This is a genomic window from Stenotrophomonas nitritireducens (assembly GCF_001431425.1).
Lineage (GTDB): Bacteria > Pseudomonadota > Gammaproteobacteria > Xanthomonadales > Xanthomonadaceae > Stenotrophomonas > Stenotrophomonas nitritireducens.
In genome coordinates, this window is record NZ_LDJG01000008.1 from 21,118 (window position 1) to 40,626 (window position 19,509).

Here is a 19,509-nt window from a genome sequence, read left to right on the forward strand (position 1 = left end):
GAGTCAGGCCGGGTACGGCACCGCGCGCAGCAGCGCGGCGATCACGTCGTCGGCGCTCTTCTGCTCGGCCTCGGCGGCGAAGGACAGCAGCAGGCGATGGCGCATCACCGGCGCGGCCAGCGCCTGCACGTCCTCGCGGGTGGCGGCGAAGCGGCCGTGCAGCAGGGCGCGGGCCTTCGACGCCAGCACCAGCGACTGCCCGGCGCGCGGGCCGGCGCCCCATTTGATCCAGTTGTTCACCTCGGCCGGTGCTCCATCGCCCGGGCGGCTGGCGCGCACCAGCCGGGTGATCCAAGTCAGCAGGTCGGCGCCGATGTGCACGTCGCGTACCGCAGCCTGCAGCGCCTTCACCGCCTCGGCATCCATCACCTTCGGCACGGCGCCACCGCTGCTGCCGGTGGTCTGCGCGAGGATGTCGCGCTCTTCGGCCTCGCTGGGGTAGTCCACGCGCACGTGCAGCAGGAAGCGGTCCAGCTGCGCTTCCGGCAACGGGTAGGTGCCGGCCTGCTCGATCGGGTTCTGCGTGGCCAGCACGAAGAACGGGGAGGGCAGGGTGTAGGTGGTGCCGGCGTAGCTGACGGTGCGCTCCTGCATCGCTTCCAGCAGTGCGGCCTGGGTTTTCGGCGGCGTGCGGTTGAGTTCGTCGGCCAGCAGCAGGTTGGTGAAGACCGGGCCCTGCTGGAAGCGGAACGCGCGCTTGCCGGTGCCGTGGTCTTCCTCCAGCAGCTCGGTGCCGAGGATGTCGCTGGGCATCAGGTCGGGGGTGAACTGCACGCGCCGGAACTGCAGTTCCAGCGCCTGGCCGAGCGAGCGCACCAGCAGGGTCTTGCCGAGGCCGGGCGCGCCTTCGAGCAGGCAGTGGCCGCCGGCGAGCAGGCCGATCAGCAGTTGCTCGACCACGTCCTGCTGGCCGACCACCGCCTGGGCCAGCGCGCCGCGCAGTTCGCCCAGGCGGGGCAGCAGGGAATCGAGATCGTGGGCGGGGGCGTTCATGCGGTCACCAGTGGGGTCAATGCGTCAGTGCGTACATCACGATGTTCACGCCGAACTTCGTGTTGTCCTCGGCCAGGAAGCGTTTGTTGCGCCAGTCGTAGTCCCATTCGCAGCCGTAGTCCTTGTTGCTGTAGAGCACGCCCAGGCGGCCGTCGATCTCGATGCCCTTCAGGTAGTCGTGCACCAGGTCGTCGCCCCAGCCGTTAAGTTCGAACGCGGTCGCCGGCGGGCCTTCGGGGAATTTGAAGAAGCTGTTGTACAGCGCGTGGGTGTTGGGCAGCTTCTTCAGTGCGTTGGCGCCGAAGATGCTGCGCATCTGCGCCTCGAACGAGGTGGCGAACAGGCCGTCGATGTCGTGGTTGCAGTCGTCCACCAGCACGAAGCCGCCGTTGCGCACGTAGCGCTCGAAGTTGCGGCGTTCGTCGGGATTGAACTCGACCAGCTTGTGCCCGGCCAGGTAGCAGAACGGCGCGCGCAGCATCTTGGGGTCGGACAGGGCGAGGACGTGTTCAGTCGGATCCACGCGCAGCGTGGTGTAGTCGATCAGCGAAGTGATCAGGTTGGACGGCATGCGCGCGTCCACGTCCCAGTCGCCGGAGTCGTACTTGAGGCGGGTGAACCAGAAGTCGTAGCGGCTGGCCTGGGCGCCCGCCCGCCCGGGCAATGCGGCCGCCACCGCGCCGCCGAGCAGCAGGTGGAGGAATTGCGCGCGCGTTAGCCGGGACTGGGACAAGACAGGAGCGGTCTCTGGGGCACGGAACCCCCCCTCCCGTGGGAGAGGGGTCGCGGAGAGGGCCGGGGCTGCGCCCGGACCCTCATCCGCCCTTCGGATCCCTTCTTCCGGAGGGAGAAGGGAAAGGCAGGGTCACACCGCGTCGGACAGCGAGGTGAAGGTGAAATCGCGCAGCTTCATCGGCGGGATCATCATCACGTAGCTGGATTCGTCGCCGGCCACGCGCACCGGCTTGCCCAGCTCGTCGATGTTGTTGAGCATGATCACCGGCGATTCGTTGAAGCGGAAGTTCTTCACCGGGTGCTTGATCTGGCCGTTCTCGATGTAGAAGGTGCCGTCGCGGGTCAGGCCGGTCAGCAGCACGGTCTGCGGATCGACCATGCGGATGTACCAGGTGCGGGTGAGCAGGATGCCCTTCTGCGTGCCTTTCACCAGCTCGGCGATGGACTTGCTGCCGCCGCTCATCAGCAGGTTGCCGGGCCGCGCGTTGGCGGTCTTGCCCTGCTTCTGCGCCCAGTAGCGCGAGTAGTTAAGGTTCATCACCTTGCCGTTCTCGATGATGGCGATGCGCTCGCGCGGCGTGCCCTCGCCGTCCCACGGTAGCACCGGCGCGTCCGGGTGCCACGGGTCGGCGAACATGTTCACCTGCGGGTCGTAGACCTGCTCGCCGAGCTTGTTGCCGCCGCCCTTCTTGGACAGGAAGCTGCGGCCTTCGTCGGCGGAGCGGGCGTCGAAGAAGTTCATCATGAAGCTGATCAGGCCGGCGGCGGCGGCCGGTTCCAGGATCACCGTGTACTTGCCCGGCTCCAGCGCCTTGGCTTCGGCCGATTCGATCGCCTTGCGCTTGGCGATCTCGATTTCCTGCTCGGCATGGAAGTCGGACGCGTCCTTCAGGTTGCGGCCGACCCAGCCCGAACCGCGGCCGTCTTCGGTGCGCACGGTGCAGGTGTAGTCGAAGGAGGTGTTCTGCTGGTAGCCGAAGTTGCCCTTGCTGTTGGCGATGGCGACGAAGCCGCGGCTGTCCTCGAGGAAGCCGGCGGCGATCAGCCCGTGGCCGCGGCACGGCGTGATCGAGTCGGCGGCGACCTTGGCGCGGAACTCCGGATCGATGGCGGCGGTGGAGGCGCTGAAGGTCGGGCTCGGCTTGTATTCCTGCTTGCCGATGATCGGCATGAACTCCGGGTTCTCCGGCGCCAGCCGGGCCAGGTCCTCGGCGCGGCGCACCACGCGCTCCAGCGAGGCGTCGTCGAACTCGTTGATCGAGGCGGTGCCCACGCGCTTGCCGAAGGCGACCTGCACCGCCAGCTCGGCGTTGTTGACCATGCCGCTGGTGGAGACGTTGTTCAGCGCGAAGCGGATGTTGCCGTCGATGGAGCCGGCCAGCGTCGCGGTGCATTCGTCGGCCTTGGACAGCGCGATGACCTTGTCCAGGATGGCCTTGGCTTCCTGTTCGGTGAAGATGCTCATTGCTCAAGAACTCCTTGGACGGTCAGCCGAGGCTGCGTGCGGTATTGATGACGTTGATGCCGTCGAAACGGGCGGTGGACGAGCCGTGCGACACCGCCGAGACCTGGCCCGGCTGGCCCTTGCCGTCGAAGAACGAGCCGCCCAGGCGGTAGTCGCGCTCGTCGGCCACGGCGCTGCAGGCGTTCCAGAATTCCGGCGTGCGGATCTGGTAGGCCACGTCCTCCAGCATGCGGGTGATCTTGCCGTCCTTGATCTCGTAGAACAGCTGGCCGCCGAACTGGGCGTTGTAGCGCTGCTGGTCGATCGAGAACGAGCCGTCGCCGATGATGTAGATGCCGTTCTCCACGTCCTTGATCAGGTCGGCCACGCTCAGCGGGGTCTTGCCCGGCGCCATCGAGACGTTGGCCATGCGCTGGAACTGCACGCTCGACCACGAATCGGCATAGCAGCAGCCATCGGACTCGGTCTTGCCGAGGATGTGGGCCTGGTCGCGGATGGCCTGGTAGTCGACCAGCTTGCCGTCGGTGATCAGCGGCCAGCGCTTGGTCTTGACGCCTTCGTCGTCGTAGCCGACCGCGCCGAGGCTGCCCGGCTGGACCTTGTCGGCGAAGATGTTGACCTTGTCGCTGCCGTACTGGAAATGCTCTTCGCGCTTGTCCAGGGTGGCGAAGCTGGTGCCGGCGTAGTTGGCCTCGTAGCCGAGCACGCGGTCCAGTTCCAGCGGGTGGCCGACCGATTCGTGGATCGTCAGCCAGGTGTGCGAGGGGTCCAGCACCAGGTCGTACTTGCCCGGCTTGACCGACGGCGCCTTGAGCTTTTCCTGCGCCTGCTTGGCCGCGGCGATGGCGTCCTCGCGCATGTCGTAGGACAGGCCGTAGTTGACCACGCCGTTGGGCGAGACGAATTTCTGGCTGGCGTCGCCGTCCAGGTACTCGAAGCCCATGCCCATCGGCGAGGACAAGCCGTCGCGGGTGCGGAACTTGCCGCTGGCCTTGTCGATGGCGGTCACCGACATCGGCGCCCAGATGCGGTGCACGTCCTGGTCGATGTAGGAGCCGTCGGTGGAGGCGAAGTACTTCTGCTCGTTGACCAGGAACAGCATCGAGTTGACGAAGCTGGCGCCGGCGGACAGCGCGGCGGCGTTCACGCCCAGCAGCAGGTCGGCCTTGTCCTTGATCGGCACTTCCATCGCGTTCTTCTTGATCGGCGTGCGCCAGCTGACCTCGCCGAAGCCCGGCGCCTTGGCGAACTGGACCGGCGCGGTCTGCACCTTGGCGTTGGCCTTGGCGATGGCGGCGGCCTGCTGCGCGGCCTTGACCACGCCGGCCGGGCTCAGGTCGTTGGTCGCGGCGAAGCCCCAGGCACCACCCGCGATCACGCGGATGCCGGCACCGGTGGATTCGGTGTTGACCACGTTCTGCACCTTGTCTTCGCGGGTGATCACGAACTGGCGCAGGTAGCGGCCGATGCGCACATCGCAGTACGTGGCACCTGCCGCGCGCGCGGCATTCATCGCATCGTCGGCCAGGCGCTTCTTCAACGCCGGGTCGATCGTGCTGAGCAACTGTTCGGCGGCGATGGCCTTGCCGAAGAACGACGGCACCATCAGGCCGCCCGCGGTAAGCCCGGTCAGGGCGAGGAAGTCACGTCTATGCAAGGCTGCTCTCCAAGGGCACGGCCCGCGCGGCGGGCGTTACGGCAACGAACGACGATGGCTTCGCGGTGCTCTGCGAACCGTTCGATTCTTGCGGGGAGGCGTTTGCAGCGGTAGTGACTTTAGACATAGAAGCCGCGGGAAGCGCCGGTTCTGCGTTGCGCCCGGGCGCACTGCCCGGCTACCGGACGGCTTCGCCCAGCACCTCCTGCAACCAGGCCACGAACACCTGCAGCCGCTGCGACGGGTGCCGCCGGTGCGGATACAGCAGGTGCATCGGCAGCGGATCGGCGCGATGGCCGGGCATCACTTCGACCAGGGTGCCGTCGGCCAGTTCGCGGCGTACGTCGTATGCCGGAATCTGGATCAGGCCCATCCCGGCGATGCAGCAGGCGATGTAGGCCTCGGCGCTGTTGACGGTGACGCGCCCGCGCAGCGGCTGTTCGTGCAGCACGCCTTCCTCGCGCCACTCCCAGGGTTCGACCCGGCCGTTGCCGGGCGAGGCGTAGCGCACGCCCCAATGGTCGGGCAGTTGTCGGGGATGGGCGGGGATGCCGTGCGCGGCGAGGTATCCGGCGCTGGCCACGTTGACCAGCGGCAGCTGGCCGAGGCCGCGCGCCACCAGCCGCGAATCCTGCAGCGGGCCGACCCGCAGCGCGCAGTCCACGCCATCCTCGACCAGATCGACGGTGCGGTCGGTCATGCCCAGCTCGACGTCGATCCCCGGATGCGCGTCGAGGAAGCGCGGCAGCGCCGGCGCCAGGATCAGGCGGCCGATGCGGCCGGGCACGTCCACCCGCAGGCGGCCGCTCAGCGCATGCGGCGCCTGCCGGAACAGCTGCTCGGCCTCGTCCATGTCGGCGATCAGCTGTTGGCAGCGGGCGTGGAACAGCAGCCCGTCCTGGGTCGGGGTGACCTGGCGGGTGGTGCGGTGGAGCAGGCGCGTGCCCAGCCGCTGCTCCAGCGTGCGGACCGCCTCGGAAACAGTGGAGCGCGGCAGGTTCAGCTGGTCGGCGGCGCGGGTGAAGCCGGCGCAGTCCACCACGCGGACGAAGATGCGGCACAGCTCGATGCGGTCCATGGCGATTGTCCGGGATATCCGACAAGTGAAGTCAGGATGGCTGGCTTTATCCGGAATTCCAAGCCGATAGCCTCTGTGGGCATTCCAGCCACGGGAGTTCGCCATGACCGACCACCGCATCCACGGCAAGACCGCCCTCATCGCCGGCGGCGCCAAGAACCTGGGCGGCCTGCTCGCCCACGACCTCGCCGCGCACGGCGCCAGCGGCATCGCCATCCACTACAACAGCCTGGCCACCCGCGGCCAGGCCGAGGCGACCGCGGCCGCGGTGCGTGCCGCCGGCAGCAACGCGCACCTGTTCCAGGCCGACCTGACCCGCGCCGGGGCGGTTGAGAAACTGTTCGCCGACGCCCGCCAGGCGCTGGGCCGCATCGACATCGCGGTCAATACCGTCGGCAAGGTGCTGAAGAAGCCGATGGCCGAGATCGGCGAAGCCGAGTTCGACGAGATGGACGCGGTGAACAACAAGGCCGCGTTCTTCTTCCTGAAGGAAGCCGGCCGCCAGCTCGCCGACAACGGCAGGATCTGCACGCTGGTGACCTCCCTGCTGGGCGCGTTCACCCCGTTCTATTCCAGCTACGCCGGCACCAAGGCGCCGGTGGAGCACTACACGCGCGCGGCGGCCAAGGAGTTCGGCGGGCGCGGCATCTCGGTGACCGCGATAGGCCCGGGGCCGATGGATACCCCGTTCTTCTACCCGGCCGAGGGCGCCGACGCGGTGGCCTACCACAAGACCGCGGCGGCACTGTCGCCGTTCTCGCGCACCGGCCTGACCGACATCGAGGACATCGTGCCGTGGATACGCTTCCTGGTATCCGAGGGCTGGTGGATGACCGGGCAGACCATCCTGGTCAACGGCGGGTATACGACGCGCTGAGGCCGTTGCCCGTTTCCCCGCGAAGCCGGCCGGGCAGGCATGCCCGGCTGCGCGGGAGGCAAGCGGCTCCTGTGCGCTGCGGTGGCAGCGCGCACGGGGCAATGAAGGCTCTTCCCGCCCTTATCCCAGCGACCGCGCCGTATTGATGATGTTCACCCCGTCGAAGCGCGTGGTCGCCGAGCCGTGCGACACCGCCGAGACCTGGCCCGGCTGGCCCTTGCCGTCGAAGAACGAACCGCCGAGGCGGAAATCGCGCTCGTCGCAGATGGCCGAACAGGCGTTCCAGAATTCCGGGGTGCGGATCTGGTAGGCGGCGTCCTCGACCATGCCGGTGATCTCGCCGTTCCTGATCTGGTAGCAGAGCTGGCCGCCGAACTGCGCGTTGTAGCGCTGCTGGTCGATGGAGTACGAGCCGCGGCCGTGGATGTAGATGCCGTTCTCCACGTCCTTGACCATCTGCGCCGGGGTCAGCGGCGCCTTGCCCGGCGCCAGCGACACGTTGGCCATGCGCTGGAACTGCACGCTCTTCCACGAATCGGCGTAACTGCAGCCGTGCGAGGCGCTCTCGCCGAGGATATGCACCTCGTCGCGGGTGGCCTGGTAGTTGACCAGGACGCCGTCCTTCACCAGGTCCCAGCGCCGGCACTTCACGCCCTCGTCGTCGTAGCCCACCGCGCCCAGGCTGTAGGGCTGGGTCTTGTCGGCGGTGAAGTTGACGATGTCGCTGCCCCAGCGGAAGCCGGCATCGCGCTTGTCCAGCGTGGCGAAGCTGGTGCCGGCGTAGTTGGCCTCGTAGCCGAGCACGCGGTCCAGCTCCAGCGGGTGGCCGACGTTCTCGTGGATGGTCAGGAACAGGTTGGACGGGTCCAGCACCAGGTCGTACTTGCCCGGCTTCACCGACGGCGCCCTGAGCTTCTCCTGCGCCTGCTTGGCGGCGGCGATGGCGTCCTCCACCGGGTCGTAGGAGTGGCCGTAGCCGATCACTCCGCCGGGCAGGTGGTACTTGCCGGCGGCGTCGCCATCGAGGAATTCCCAGCCCATGCCGGCCGGCGCCGAGAGCCCGTTGCGGGTGCGGAACTTGCCGCTGGCGGTGTCGATGGCGGTGGCGGTGAACGGCAGCCAGATGCGGTGCACGTCCTGGTCGATCCACGAACCGTCGCTGGAAGCGAAGTATTTCTGCTCGTTGACCAGGAACAGCTGCGAGTTGATGAAGCTGGCGCCGGCATTGAGCGCAGCAGCGTTTATCGACAGCAGCAGGTCCACCTTGTCCTTGACCGGCACCGCCATCGCGTTGCGCCGGATCGGCGTCTGCCAGCGCACCTCGCCCACGCCGGGCGTGGGCGCCAGCTGCACCGGCCTGGTCTGGATCTTCGCGTTCGCGCTGGCGATGGCCAGCGCCTGCGCCACCGCGGCGGCCACGCCCTGGTCGGTGGACTGGTTGCTGGCGGCGAAGCCCCAGGCGCCGTCGACGATCACGCGGATGCCGACGCCGGCCGATTCGCTGTTGGTGACGTTCTGGACCTTGTCCTCGCGGGTGATGATGGCCTGGTTGAGGTAACGGCCGATGCGCACGTCGCAGTAGCTGGCTCCGCCCTTCCTGGCCAGCGCCAGCACGGTATCGGCCAACGCTTTCCTGCGCGCCACGTCGGCCGGCGCCAGCAGCTCTTCGGCGGCGATCAGGCGGGCATTGGGCAGCATCATGCCGGCGAGGCCGAGGCCGGAAAGCGCGAGGAACTGGCGGCGTTGCATGCGGGACTCCATGGGCGTGGCGATGCGGGCATCGCGCGGGACCCCCGAATCTCGGCCGTGGCGCGGTGCGGGCACAAGTGACCATGGTCATGCGTGGCGCGGACCGGCCCTGCGGCACAATCCCACCGCTCACGAAAGAAGCCCGCCGCGATGACCGCCAAGCCCCACGCCGAATCCTGCGACCGCAACCGCGAACCGATCCTGGCGGTGCTGCGGCGCCACCTCGGCGCTGCGCGCAATGTGCTGGAGATCGGCAGCGGCACCGGCCAGCACGCGGTGCATTTCGCCGCGGCGATGCCGTGGCTGCGCTGGCAGGCCAGCGACCACCGCGACCACCTGCCCGGCATCGGCCGATGGCTGGACGAGGCCGCGCTGCCCAACACGCCGCCGGCGCTGGAACTGCAGGCGGCCGTGGGCGAAGGACTGCAGCCCGCGCCACCGCTGCCGGTCGTCGACGGCGTGGCCGGCTTCGATGCGGTGTTCACTGCCAACACCCTGCACATCATGGGCTGGGAGGAGGTGCAGGCGCTGTTCGCCGGGCTGCCGTCGCTGATGGCGCCGGGGGCGCTGTTCATCGCCTATGGGCCATTCAACTACGACGGCGACTTCAGCAGCGACAGCAACCGCATCTTCGATGGCTGGCTGAAGGCGCGCGATCCGCGCTCGGGCATCCGTGGTTTCGAGGCGGTGGACGCCCTGGCCCGCGCGCAAGGGCTGGAGCTGCGCGAGGACGTGGCGATGCTGGCCAACAACCGCACCCTGGTCTGGCGGCGGACGCCGGTGCGGACCGGCTAGGATGCGGAAACTTCAACGCGGGGCAGGTGGACGGATGCAGGGGCGCAACTGGTTGTTGGCAATGGTGCTGGGCATGGCGCCGCTGGCGTGCGCGCAGGCGCAGGACGGCGCCGCGCGGCAGGCGGCGATGCAGGTGCAGGCCCGCTATCCGGGCGTGATCGAACTGGAGGTGGATGCCAGCGACATCGAGCGCCGCATCCAGCGCGTGCGCGAACGCATCCCGGTGGCGCCAGGCCCATTGACCCTGTGGTATCCGCAGTGGATCCCCGGCAACCACGCGCCGACCGGGCCGATCAACCAGATGGCCGGGCTGCTGATACGCGGCAATGGCCAGCCCCTGCATTGGACCCGCGATGCCGGCGACATGTACGCCTTCAACCTGCACGTGCCCGAAGGCGTGGACATGCTGGACATCGAGTTCCAGTACCTCTCGCCGACCGCCGCCGACCAGGGCCGGGTGGCGATGACGCCCAACCTGCTGGACCTGCAGTGGCACCGCGTGGTGCTGTATCCGGCCGGTTTCGATGCGCGCGGCATCCAGGTGAAGCCGGCGCTGCGCCTGCCCGAGGGCTGGCGCAGCGGCACGGCGCTGGACGTCGCCCAGCGCAGCGGTGCCACTGAACACTACGCACCAGTGTCGCTGATGACGCTGATCGACTCGCCGGTCTATGCCGGGCGCTGGTTCAAGCGCTTTGCCCTCGACGACAAGGCCGCGCAGCCGGTATGGCTGGACGTGGTGGCCGAGAACCCGCAGGCGCTGCAGGCCGACCCGAAGGTGCTGGACGCGCACCGCGCGCTGGTGCATGAGGCCGACAAGGTGTTCGGGCCGCGCCCCTACACGCGCTACGACTTCCTGCTGGCGGTGTCGGACGTGTTCAGCGGCATCGGCCTGGAGCACGCGCAGTCCAGCGAGAACGGCATGCACGACGGCTACCTGCGCGGCGAGCGTCCCTACGCCGACAACGACCTGCTGCCGCACGAGTACACCCATGCGTGGATCGGCAAGGCCTGGCGCCCGCGCCCGACCTGGGTGCCGCACTACAACGCGCCGATGCACAACGACGAGTTGTGGATGTACGAGGGCCAGACCCAGTACTGGGCGGTGGTGCTGGCCGCGCGCTCGGGCCTGTGGAACCACGATTACGCGATGGCGATGCTGGCGCAGCTGCAGGCCAACTACGCCACCCAGCCGGGGCGGCAGTGGCGCGACCTGCACGACACCGTCCACCAGGGCATCCTCGATTTCAATTCGAAACCGCAGGCCTGGGCCGACTGGCAGCGCGCCTTCGAGTTCTACAACGAGAGCACCCTGCTGTGGCTGGGCGTGGACGCGCGGCTGCGCAGCCTGTCGAAGGGCAAGGTGACGCTGGACGATTTCGCCAAGCGTTTCCACCAGGGTGGCAAGCAGGGCGAGATCCGCCTGTACGACCGCGCTGACGTTATGCAGGGACTGGAAGCGGTGCAACCCGGCGGCTGGGACGCGTTCATCGGCAAGCGCCTGGATGCGCGCGACGGCGGCGCGCCGGACGGCCTGGAAGCCGCGGGCTGGGAGTTGTACTACAGCGAGGCACCGAACCTGGTGGTCGCCGACGGCGAGGCCGACGGCCTGACCGACCTGCAGTACTCGCTGGGCCTGAAGGCCGGCAGCGATGGCGTGCTGCAGTCGGTCGGCTGGGACAGTCCCGCGTTCAAGGCCGGCCTGGCCAAGGACGTCACCGTGGTGGCGGTCAACGGCCTGGCTTACAGCGGCGCGCGCCTGAAGCAGGCGGTGACCGACGCCAAGGGCGGCACGCCGGTCGAACTGATCGTGCGCCAGGCCGACAGCTTCCGCACCGTGCGCATCGACTATCGCGACGGGCTGCGTTACCCGCACCTGCGCCGCATTGCGGGCCGTGCGGATCTGCTGACGAAGATTCTTGCGCCGCGGCGTTGAGGTTGCCGTGGCATGAAGCGCCCCGCAGTGCAGTGCGGGGCGTCTGTATGCCGTCAGCTGGCCTGGAATTTTGCCAGGCAGCGTTCGCAGGACAGCTGGATTTCGTGCAGCAACCGGTCGATTACCGGATGGGCGATTCCTTCGTCCTGCAGTTGCCTGCGCACCTGCTGCGCCGCTTCGGGAAGCAGCAGGCACATGGCGGCAAGCGCATCCAATGCCCATACCGGTTCCAGCCGCAAGCGGGCGGCAGTTGCCTGCCAGTCCTCCAGGCGGATATCCCACCAGCGGTAGTGGTTGCCGATCTTCATCGCCATCTTGATCTTGCGTTTCTGCAGTTGCGGGTAGGGCAGGGCACTGGAAATGTCGTACAGCGGAGCAAGACGGACGTTGCCGCCGGCGCCGAACAGCAGCGAGTAGTTCTTGGCATGGGCATCCGTGCCGCCGATGAGGTAGTTGAAGGCCAATGCCTGGAACAAGGTCACCACGTCGTTGCGCGGCTGCGATGAGTGATCCCACAGTACCTTTGCCAGATCGGCCGGCCCCGGCCCACCCTGGCTCTGGTATTTGATCTGGGGCATCACGCCCAGGGCCTGGCAGAAATCCTCCTGATGCACGCGCACCAGATTGCCGTTCATGCGGGCGCGGTCGTAGCGGCTGATGCAGATGGCGGTTTCCCCGTCGATCTCGATCTTCTCTGCCGTGGCGGCCGGCAGGCCGAGTGCCCGTGCCAGCCGTAGACAGAACATCTCGTTCTCGACGAAGCCGTCGTAGTCGCCGCCCGGTGGTTTCAGGATATGGGTGGTGGGGGTACGCCCAGCGGGAATGGCCCAGCTGCCGTCGTCCTGCTTCAACAGGGCAATCTTGGATTGCGCGCCCGCGAGACTGAATTGCCCGACGTCGTCCACATTGCGCGCCATGCCACCGTCCTGGCGAAGGCGCCGCAGCCGGCCTGCCAGGTCGGCGTTGCTCAGTGGTTCAATCCGGTCGCCGGCGCCCGCCAGGATGCTTTCAAGCCGTTCATCGCCTACGAACTGCACCGCGCCGGCGCAGTCTTCGCCGACGTGGGAGAGCAAGGCCATGGGATTGCGCGGGGAAACATGGAAATGCGAACCCCAGCGCTGCAGCAGGCTCTCGTTGTCGGGAAGCAATCCCCACAGGACGGCGGAGACCGTCTGCGGTGGGAAATCCCGTTGCGTCAGCGGCAGGCTGAGCGAGACGGGGTAGGCGCCGGCGGTGTGGAGCCAGGTATCGGCATAGCGCAGCCTCGGGTTGCCGTCGCCATCGGCTTCCAGCCGTCCGGCGACGCGCCCGGACAACAGGAGCGCCAGCGCCACTATTTCCTCTCCTTCCGGCCGCTGCTCGGCGGTGCCTTGGGGTCGGGGGGCAACCTCTGTTGTTCTTCAGGCGCGGAGTTGAGCCGTGCGCTGTACTTCTTTTGCTGCTTTTCCAATACGGAGAGAGCGGAGGCAGGCTTGCGCAGGGCTTGGAGCCATGGGCCAAATGCATTGTCCGGCCCGGTCCGGCTGTATTCGACGATATGGTCGACGTCTGCAAGGTCCAGCGTCGGGCCTCCGGAGGCTTTGGGGGCTTCGCGGTGGAGGGCATCGAGTTCGATGCCGAGAACATTGAGCGCCCTCAGTACCAGTTGCAGTTCCGCCCTGGGTTTGCCTTTCTCGATTTCGATGATCCATTGCCGGCTGACGCCGGCCTCATGGGCCAGGCGTGCCTGGTCCCAGCCCAGCGCCTTGCGGCGCTGCAGGATCACATTGCCCAGGTCGGCAGGAGTCTTGAGGGCGGCCATGCGGTCCAATGTAAGCGAGTGCTTACATTGAGGCAAATGTAAGCACTCGCTTACATTGAGCGCGCCCAACCCGGCTGAAGCAAGCGTTCGCTGACATTCATGAGTATGTCAGCGAACACATACATCAGACCGCCTGCACGATATGCAGCGCCTTCGGGTTGCGCCACGTCGCCAGCAGCGCCGCTTCGCGGGCCTTGGCTTCGTGCAGGTGCGCTTCCTTGACGTGGCCGTAGCCGCGGATGTGCTCGGGGATGCTGGCGATGTCCACCGCCAGCGCCAGCCGGCCGGCATCGAGCGTGCCCAGCAGTTCCTGCAGGGTGCGCTCGTAGTCGGCGATCAGCTGGCGCTCGCCGCGCCGCTCGGCGGTGTAGCCGAAGACGTCGAAGCGGCCGCCGCGCAGGCCCTTGAGCCTGGCCAGCAGGCCGAAGGCCTTGAACATCCACGGGCCGTATTCCTTCTTCTGCAACCGGCCCTGTTCGTCGCGCTTGGCGAACAACGGCGGCGCCAGGTGGAAACGCACCTGGTAGTCGCCCTCGAACTGCTGCGCCACGCGCTTGATGAAGTCGCCGCTGGTGTACAGGCGGGCCACCTCGTACTCGTCCTTGTAGGCCATCAGCTTGAAGAAATAGCGCGCCACCGCCTCGGTCAGCGCGGTGCTGTCCGGCGCCACGCGCTGCTCGGCCCTGCGCACCGCATCGACCAGCTGCCGGTAGCGGGTGGCGTAGGCGGCATCCTGGTAGTCGATGAGGAAGCCGCTGCGGCGGGCGATCAGTTCGTCCAGCGAACGCGACAGGCGCGCGTCGTCCAGGGTCGGGAAGGTGATGTCGCCCGGGCGCGGGTCGCTGGAGGGCAGGCCGCGCACTTCCGGTTCGTTGCCCGGATTGCGCGGCGCCGACGGCGCGCCGGCCTCGCTGCCTTCCCATTCGCCCGGCGGCAGCTCGCGCAGCGTGCCCGGGGTGCGCTCGGCCTCGGTGGGCGCGTTGCGCACCAGCCCGGCGGCCTGCTGCACCGCCTGCGGGTCGATCGCGGCCAGGCGGCCCCAGGCGAAAGCGCGCTGGTTCATCTCGATGGCGGCGCCGTTGAGTTCGACCGCGCGCATCAGCGCTTCCAGCGACAGCGGCACCAGCCCCTGCTGCCAGGCGAAGCCGAGGATGAACAGGTTCGCGGCGATCGCATCGCCCAGCAGCGCGGTGGCCAGCTGGGTGGCGTCGAGCAGGATCGGGTCGCGCCCGCCCAGCGCCACCTTGACCCCGGCGATGATGTCGGCGGCCGGGAACTGCATGTCCGGGTGCGTGGTGAAGGTGCCCGGCATCGCTTCGTAGGTGTTGAGCACCACCTGCGAACGCTCGCCGCGCACCTTGGACAGCGCCCAGTAGTCGTTGACCACCACCATGTCGCAGCCCAGCACCAGGTCGGCCTCGCCGGCGGCGATGCGCACCGCATGGATGTCGGCCGGGGTGTTGGCGATGCGGATGTGGGTGGTGACCGCGCCGCCCTTCTGCGCCAGGCCGGTCTGGTCGAGCACGGTCGCGCCCTTGCCTTCCAGGTGCCCGGCCATGCCCAGCAGCGCGCCGATGGTGACCACGCCGGTGCCGCCGACGCCGGTGATCAGGATGTTCCAGGGCTGGGACAGGTCGCTGCGGAACACCGGGTCGGGCAGGTTGTCGAGCAGGTTCGCGGCACTGCTCTTCTGCCCCTTGCGCAGCTGGCCGCCGTGCACGGTGACGAAGCTGGGGCAGAAGCCGGTGGTGCAGGAGAAGTCCTTGTTGCAGTTGGACTGGTCGATGTCGCGCTTGCGCCCGAACTCGGTTTCCTTCGGCAGCACCGACACGCAGAAGCTCTTTTCGCCGCAGTCGCCGCAGCCTTCGCAGACCAGCGAGTTGATCATGGTGCGCTTGGGCGGGTCGACCAGCTTGCCGCGCTTGCGGCGGCGCCGCTTCTCGGTGGCGCAGGTCTGGTCAAAGATCAGGATGCTGGTGCCCTTCACCGTGCGCAGGTGCTGCTGCACCGCGTCCAGCTCGGCGCGGTCGTGGAATTCGACCTCGTGCGGGAACTCGTGGCGGCGCAGCTTCCACTTGGCGATGTCGTCGGACAGCAGCACGATGGTGTGCACGCCCTCCGAACGCATCTGCTGGGCGATCTGCGGCACGGTCAGGGTGCCGTCCACCGGCTGGCCGCCGGTCATCGCCACCGCATCGTTGTAGAGGATCTTGTAGGTGATGTTGACGCCAGCGGCGATGGCCTGGCGGATCGCCAGCGAGCCGCTGTGGAAATAGGTGCCGTCGCCGAGGTTCTGGAATACGTGCTCGGTGTCGGTGAACGCAGCTTGGCCGGCCCAGGTGACGCCTTCGCCGCCCATGTGGGTGAAGGTGTCGGTGTCGCGGTCCATCCACGTCACCATGTAGTGGCAGCCGATGCCGGCCAGCGCACGCGAGCCTTCCGGCACCTTGGTGGAGGTGTTGTGCGGGCAGCCGGAGCAGTAATGCGGCACGCGCGGGAACTGCGCGCGCGGCAGGGCCATCTCGGCTTCCTTGACGTCCATCCAGCGCAGGCGCTCTTCAATCGACTCGGTGTTGAAGAACCGCTGGATGCGACGGCCGATCACGCCGGCAATGGTGGCCGGGGTCAGCTCGCCGGTGGACGGCAGGATCCACTCGCCCTGTTCGTCGTACTTGCCGACGATGGATGGGCGCGCACCCCAGTTGGCCGGCCAGTTGTAGAAGTACTCCTTCATCTGCCGCTCGATGAAGGCTTTCTTCTCCTCCACCACCACGATGTCTTGCAGGCCGCGGGAGAATTCACCGATGCCCTGCGGCTCCAGCGGCCAGGTCATGCCGACCTTGTAGACGCGGATGCCGATGTCGGCGCAGGCCTTCTCGTCCAGGCCCAGGTATTCCAGCGCCTGCAGCACGTCCAGGTAGCTCTTGCCGGTGGTGACGATGCCCAGCCGCGCCTGCGGCGAATCCATCACCACCTTGTCGATGCCGTTGGCGCGGGCAAACGCCTGCGCGGCCTTCACCGCATAGCGGTGCAGGCGCATTTCCTGCTCCAGCGGCGGGTCCGGCCAGCGGATGTTGAGGCCGGCGGCCGGCATCTCGAAATCTTCCGGCAGGATGATCTGGCGGGCGAACGGGTTGACGTCCACCGAGGCCGAGGACTCCACCGTCTCGGCAATCGTCTTGAAGCCGATCCAGCGGCCGGTGTAGCGGCTCATCGCCCAGCCGACCAGGCCCATGTCGAGGATGTCCTGCACGCCGGCCGGGTTCAGCACCGGCATCATCGCGCTGACGAACTCCTCCTCGCTGCCGTGCGGCAGGGTGGAGCTTCGGCAGGCATGGTCGTCGGCGGCCAGCGCCAGCACGCCGCCGTGTTTCGAGGTACCGGCGGCGTTGGCGTGCTTGAACACGTCGCCGCAGCGGTCCACGCCCGGGCCCTTGCCGTACCACATGCCGAACACGCCATCGACGTTGGCACCGGGGAACAGGTTGGCCTGCTGCGTACCCCACACCATGGTCGCGCCCAGGTCCTCGTTGAGGCCCGGCACGAACTTCACCCTGGCCGCTTCCAGGTGCCTGCGCGCGCGCCACAGCTCCAGGTCGAAACCACCCAGCGGCGAGCCGCGGTAGCCGCTGACGAAGCCGCCGGTGTTCAACCCGGCCGCCATGTCGCGCTGCTGCTGCATCAACGGCAGGCGCACCAGGGCCTGCACGCCGCTCAGGTAGATGCGGCCGTCGGTGCGGGTGTATTTGTGCTCCAGCGTGTAATCGGCATCGCGCACGCCGATCAGCGGCGTGTTGGCGGAGGCGGGGGAGGTGAGTTCGGCGGTACTGGTCATGGCTGGCCCATTGCAGGAACGGCTGGCATCGCGGCCGCGCCAGGGCGGCGCGCACGCGGCCGGCGATTGTACCAGCGCGGGTTTTGGCGCCTGCCGCCGCTCCGGCGGGATGGACTCGCGGCCGGCGGGCCGAGCGGTTAGGATCGGATCCTTGCTGGGCGCTGAACGATGGGGATTGCAACATGCAGGTGATAAAGGGCGTGGCTGGCGGCCTGTTGCTGTTGGCCGGCTTGTTCTGTTCGACGGCGTGGGCACAGGGGATGCCGAAGATCGCCGAGTTCTATTTCGATGAAGACACCGCGGCCAAGCCCATCCAGGCGCTGCCGCCGGAACAGGCGGGGCTGGTCGATCAGTTGATGAAACTGCGCGAACGCGAACGCGAACGCGGGCGCAGGAGCGTGGACGCCACCGTCCAGCTGGCCGGCATCGCCTACACCGAGGGCCGCACGGATCTGGCGGCCAAGCTCTACCAGGAAGCGCTGGCGGCGGTTTCGGAAAACTCGCTGCAGTCGCGCGGCATCCGCTGGAACCAGGCCTGGGACCTGTATCGCCATGGCGATGCCGAGGGCGCACTGGCGCTGTGGACGCAGGCAGCCAGCGGCACGCGCGGCAACGCCAGCTGGGCGCCGCCGACCCTGGCCCTGGCGCTGTGGACGCTGGACCGCAGGGGCGAGGCGCTGGAATGGTATGCGGCAGCGGTGCGCACCGAGCCGGAGCAGTGGAACACCCCGGCACGCTTCCCGCAGCTGCTGCCGTTGTGGAGCGACGCCGAGCGCGCGCGCCTGGCCGAAGTGCAGCAGGCCTGGGCCGAGAACCCGCCGGCCTGGCCCTGAGCCCTGCGCGGTGCCGGCGGGCTCTGGTCCTGCCGGCCGATCATGCCAACTGGGGGCGTCGGCCGCTGTCCGCCTTGGCCGGGAATGCTCCAGCGGGGCTTTGTCCGCTCAACGCGAAGGTGGAGAGCCATGCTCCCGCGGCGTCTGCCGGGGCGTTCGCCGGTGACGCTGCTGCGCGGGACTGTCCCGCGTGACGGACTGGTTGGCTGCGCCTCCGCAGTTCAATCGGCCGACACCGTGCGTCCGTGCGCCCATTCGCGCAGCGCCTGCACCTGCTCGGCCATCAGCACCGACAGCGGCCGCGTGTTGCGGATTTCGGCCATCAGCAGGTCGGTGTCCAGTGGCGCGCGCGCCGCGTGCGCGGCGTACAGCCCAGCCACCACCGCCTGTTCGATCTCGGCGCCGGAAAAGCCGTCGGCCGCGGCCGCCAGTGCGGGCAGGGCGAAGCCCCCGGCGTCCAGCCCGCGCCTGCCCAGGTGCAGGCGCAGCAGTTCCACGCGGGTGTCGGGCGTGGGCAGGTCGACGAAGAAGATCTCGTCGAAGCGGCCCTTGCGCAGCAGTTCGGCAGGCAGTTCCTGTACCTGGTTGGCGGTGGCGACGATGAACACCGGCCCCTTGCGCTCGGCCATCCAGGTCAGCAGGTAGCCCAGTACCCGGCGCGAGACGCCGCCGTCCTCGCCGCTGCTGGCCAGGCCCTTCTCGATCTCGTCGATCCACAGCACGCACGGCGCCAGCTGCTCGGCCGAGGCCAGCGCATCGCGCAGGTTCTTCTCGGTCTCGCCGTGGTACTTGTTGTAGAGCATGCCGAAATCCAGCCGCAGCAGCGGCACGCCGAAGCCGGCCGCGGTGGCTTTGGCCAGCATCGACTTGCCGCAGCCCTGCACGCCGAGCAGCAGCATGCCGCGCGGCGGATCCAGCCCGGGCGGCGCGTCGCCGGCGACGAACACCGCGCGGCGCTGTTCGATCCAGCGCTTGAGCCGCGCGGCGCCGGCCACGTCGCCGAAGCGCGCGCTGTCGTACTCGTAGTGCAGGTGGCCGCTGCGGTTGAGCAGTTCGAACTTCAGCTTCGCCAGCTGCGGCAGGTCGTCGGCGCGCAGCGCGCCGTCGCTGTAGATCAGCTGGCGGCCGATGCGCCGCGCGTCGGTCAGGCTCAGGCCCTGCAGGTTGCGCAGGATCTGCCGCACCGCCTCCTGGTCCACTTCCACTCTGCGGCCGCCGTTCTCGCCGGCGTAGGCGGCCGCTTCCTCGCGCAGCATCTTCAGCAGCGCGTTGGCGTCGGGCAGGCGCGGGTTGAAGCGGGTGGCCAGCGCTTCCAGTTCGGCCGGCAGCTCCACCTTGGTGCCGACCAGCACCAGCACGTGCGGCTGGCTGTGGCGGCGCTGCACGATGTCGCGCAGCAGGCGCTGGTGGCTGGCATAGCCCAGGTAGGGGTGGAAATCGAGCAGCAGGTAGATGCCGCGCTGCCCGGCTTCCTGGATCATCCGCAGCGCCGAACTGGCATCGGGCGGGCCGACCGCCTCGTCCTCGCGGTCCATGTCGATGCGGCGCAGGCCTTCGGTGATCGACCAGCGGTACAGCGCACGCCACACGTGCATCAGCGCCTGCCGGAACAGGTCCACGATCCGCGCCTCGTCCGGGGTTTCGATGACGATCAGCGGCGTGTTGGCGCGGATCAGCGCGGTCAGGTCCTGCAGTTCGCTCATGGAGACTCCGGCACGGGCGGTAAAGATAGCAAAGCGCGCCATGCCCGCAGGCGCG

14 protein-coding genes are annotated in these 19,509 nt (G+C 68.3%); 4 read left to right on the forward strand and 10 right to left on the reverse strand.

Annotation, left to right across the window (positions count from 1 at the left end):
- Nucleotides 1-3: 3 nt before the first annotated feature.
- The 5 genes from ABB22_RS06565 to ABB22_RS06585 form a co-directional block, all read right to left on the reverse strand.
- Complete coding sequence (locus tag ABB22_RS06565; RefSeq protein ID WP_055772740.1) at nt 4-993, reverse strand: AAA family ATPase; 990 nt, start codon at nt 991-993, stop codon at nt 4-6.
- Between the two features lie 16 nt (nt 994-1,009).
- Nucleotides 1,010-1,825 (reverse strand): DUF4159 domain-containing protein, encoded by an 816-nt coding sequence (locus tag ABB22_RS06570; RefSeq protein WP_082443797.1) that lies wholly within the window; start codon nt 1,823-1,825, stop codon nt 1,010-1,012.
- A gap of 33 nt (nt 1,826-1,858) precedes the next feature.
- Nucleotides 1,859-3,193, reverse strand: coding sequence for a TldD/PmbA family protein (locus ABB22_RS06575; protein ID WP_055772743.1), 1,335 nt, complete (start codon nt 3,191-3,193; stop codon nt 1,859-1,861).
- Between the two features lie 22 nt (nt 3,194-3,215).
- Nucleotides 3,216-4,850 carry a TldD/PmbA family protein gene (locus ABB22_RS06580; protein WP_055772746.1) on the reverse strand — a complete coding sequence of 545 codons (1,635 nt, stop codon included), beginning with the start codon at nt 4,848-4,850 and terminating at the stop codon, nt 3,216-3,218.
- Nucleotides 4,851-5,028: 178 nt separating this feature from the next.
- Entirely contained in the window at nt 5,029-5,928 is a 900-nt protein-coding gene (locus ABB22_RS06585; protein ID WP_055772748.1) for a LysR family transcriptional regulator, read from the reverse strand.
- Nucleotides 5,929-6,031: 103 nt separating this feature from the next.
- Between ABB22_RS06585 and ABB22_RS06590 the strand changes: the two genes are divergently transcribed.
- Nucleotides 6,032-6,805, forward strand: a complete 774-nt coding sequence (locus ABB22_RS06590; RefSeq protein WP_055772750.1) for an SDR family oxidoreductase — start codon at nt 6,032-6,034, stop codon at nt 6,803-6,805.
- A gap of 120 nt (nt 6,806-6,925) precedes the next feature.
- On the opposite strand, the gene ABB22_RS06595 is transcribed toward ABB22_RS06590, so the two are convergent.
- Entirely contained in the window at nt 6,926-8,554 is a 1,629-nt protein-coding gene (locus ABB22_RS06595) for a TldD/PmbA family protein (protein ID WP_055773098.1), read from the reverse strand.
- 150 nt (nt 8,555-8,704) lie between these two features.
- Here ABB22_RS06595 and ABB22_RS06600 point away from each other — a divergent pair, with 150 nt between their 5' ends.
- Together ABB22_RS06600 and ABB22_RS06605 are read left to right on the forward strand one after the other, a co-directional pair.
- Nucleotides 8,705-9,349 (forward strand): DUF938 domain-containing protein, encoded by a 645-nt coding sequence (locus tag ABB22_RS06600; RefSeq protein ID WP_055772753.1) that lies wholly within the window; start codon nt 8,705-8,707, stop codon nt 9,347-9,349.
- Nucleotides 9,350-9,383: 34 nt separating this feature from the next.
- Complete coding sequence (locus ABB22_RS06605; RefSeq protein ID WP_235504353.1) at nt 9,384-11,282, forward strand: M61 family metallopeptidase; 1,899 nt, start codon at nt 9,384-9,386, stop codon at nt 11,280-11,282.
- Between the two features lie 53 nt (nt 11,283-11,335).
- On the opposite strand, the gene ABB22_RS06610 is transcribed toward ABB22_RS06605, so the two are convergent.
- From ABB22_RS06610 to ABB22_RS06620, 3 genes are all read right to left on the reverse strand, one after another.
- Nucleotides 11,336-12,616, reverse strand: a complete 1,281-nt coding sequence (locus ABB22_RS06610; RefSeq protein ID WP_055772759.1) for a type II toxin-antitoxin system HipA family toxin — start codon at nt 12,614-12,616, stop codon at nt 11,336-11,338.
- On the reverse strand, nt 12,616-13,083 hold the full coding sequence (locus ABB22_RS17695) for a helix-turn-helix transcriptional regulator (RefSeq protein ID WP_082443799.1): 468 nt from the start codon (nt 13,081-13,083) through the stop codon (nt 12,616-12,618). Before ABB22_RS17695 ends, ABB22_RS06610 begins: the two co-directional genes overlap by 1 nt.
- 124 nt (nt 13,084-13,207) lie before the next feature.
- Nucleotides 13,208-16,918 (reverse strand): indolepyruvate ferredoxin oxidoreductase family protein, encoded by a 3,711-nt coding sequence (locus tag ABB22_RS06620; RefSeq protein ID WP_055772764.1) that lies wholly within the window; start codon nt 16,916-16,918, stop codon nt 13,208-13,210.
- A 182-nt stretch (nt 16,919-17,100) separates the two neighbouring features.
- On the opposite strand from ABB22_RS06620, the gene ABB22_RS06625 reads away from it, so the two are divergent.
- Entirely contained in the window at nt 17,101-17,751 is a 651-nt protein-coding gene (locus ABB22_RS06625; protein ID WP_055772766.1) for a tetratricopeptide repeat protein, read from the forward strand.
- Nucleotides 17,752-17,972: 221 nt separating this feature from the next.
- Here ABB22_RS06625 and ABB22_RS06630 read toward each other — a convergent pair whose 3' ends face one another.
- On the reverse strand, nt 17,973-19,454 hold the full coding sequence (locus ABB22_RS06630) for an AAA family ATPase (protein ID WP_055772768.1): 1,482 nt from the start codon (nt 19,452-19,454) through the stop codon (nt 17,973-17,975).
- Nucleotides 19,455-19,509 lie beyond the last annotated feature (55 nt).

Excerpts from the sequence above, each read along its gene's own strand:
- ABB22_RS06565 (WP_055772740.1), bottom strand. The coding sequence starts at position 993 with ATGAACGCCCCCGCCCACGATCTCGATTCCCTGCTGCCCCGCCTGGGC.
- ABB22_RS06575 (WP_055772743.1), bottom strand. The coding sequence starts at position 3,193 with ATGAGCATCTTCACCGAACAGGAAGCCAAGGCCATCCTGGACAAGGTC.
- ABB22_RS06585 (WP_055772748.1), bottom strand. The coding sequence starts at position 5,928 with ATGGACCGCATCGAGCTGTGCCGCATCTTCGTCCGCGTGGTGGACTGC.
- ABB22_RS06590 (WP_055772750.1), top strand. The coding sequence starts at position 6,032 with ATGACCGACCACCGCATCCACGGCAAGACCGCCCTCATCGCCGGCGGC.
- ABB22_RS06595 (WP_055773098.1), bottom strand. The coding sequence starts at position 8,554 with ATGCAACGCCGCCAGTTCCTCGCGCTTTCCGGCCTCGGCCTCGCCGGC.
- ABB22_RS06600 (WP_055772753.1), top strand. The coding sequence starts at position 8,705 with ATGACCGCCAAGCCCCACGCCGAATCCTGCGACCGCAACCGCGAACCG.
- ABB22_RS06605 (WP_235504353.1), top strand. The coding sequence starts at position 9,384 with ATGCAGGGGCGCAACTGGTTGTTGGCAATGGTGCTGGGCATGGCGCCG.
- ABB22_RS17695 (WP_082443799.1), bottom strand. The coding sequence starts at position 13,083 with ATGGCCGCCCTCAAGACTCCTGCCGACCTGGGCAATGTGATCCTGCAG.
- ABB22_RS06620 (WP_055772764.1), bottom strand. The coding sequence starts at position 16,918 with ATGACCAGTACCGCCGAACTCACCTCCCCCGCCTCCGCCAACACGCCG.
- ABB22_RS06625 (WP_055772766.1), top strand. The coding sequence starts at position 17,101 with ATGCAGGTGATAAAGGGCGTGGCTGGCGGCCTGTTGCTGTTGGCCGGC.
- ABB22_RS06630 (WP_055772768.1), bottom strand. The coding sequence starts at position 19,454 with ATGAGCGAACTGCAGGACCTGACCGCGCTGATCCGCGCCAACACGCCG.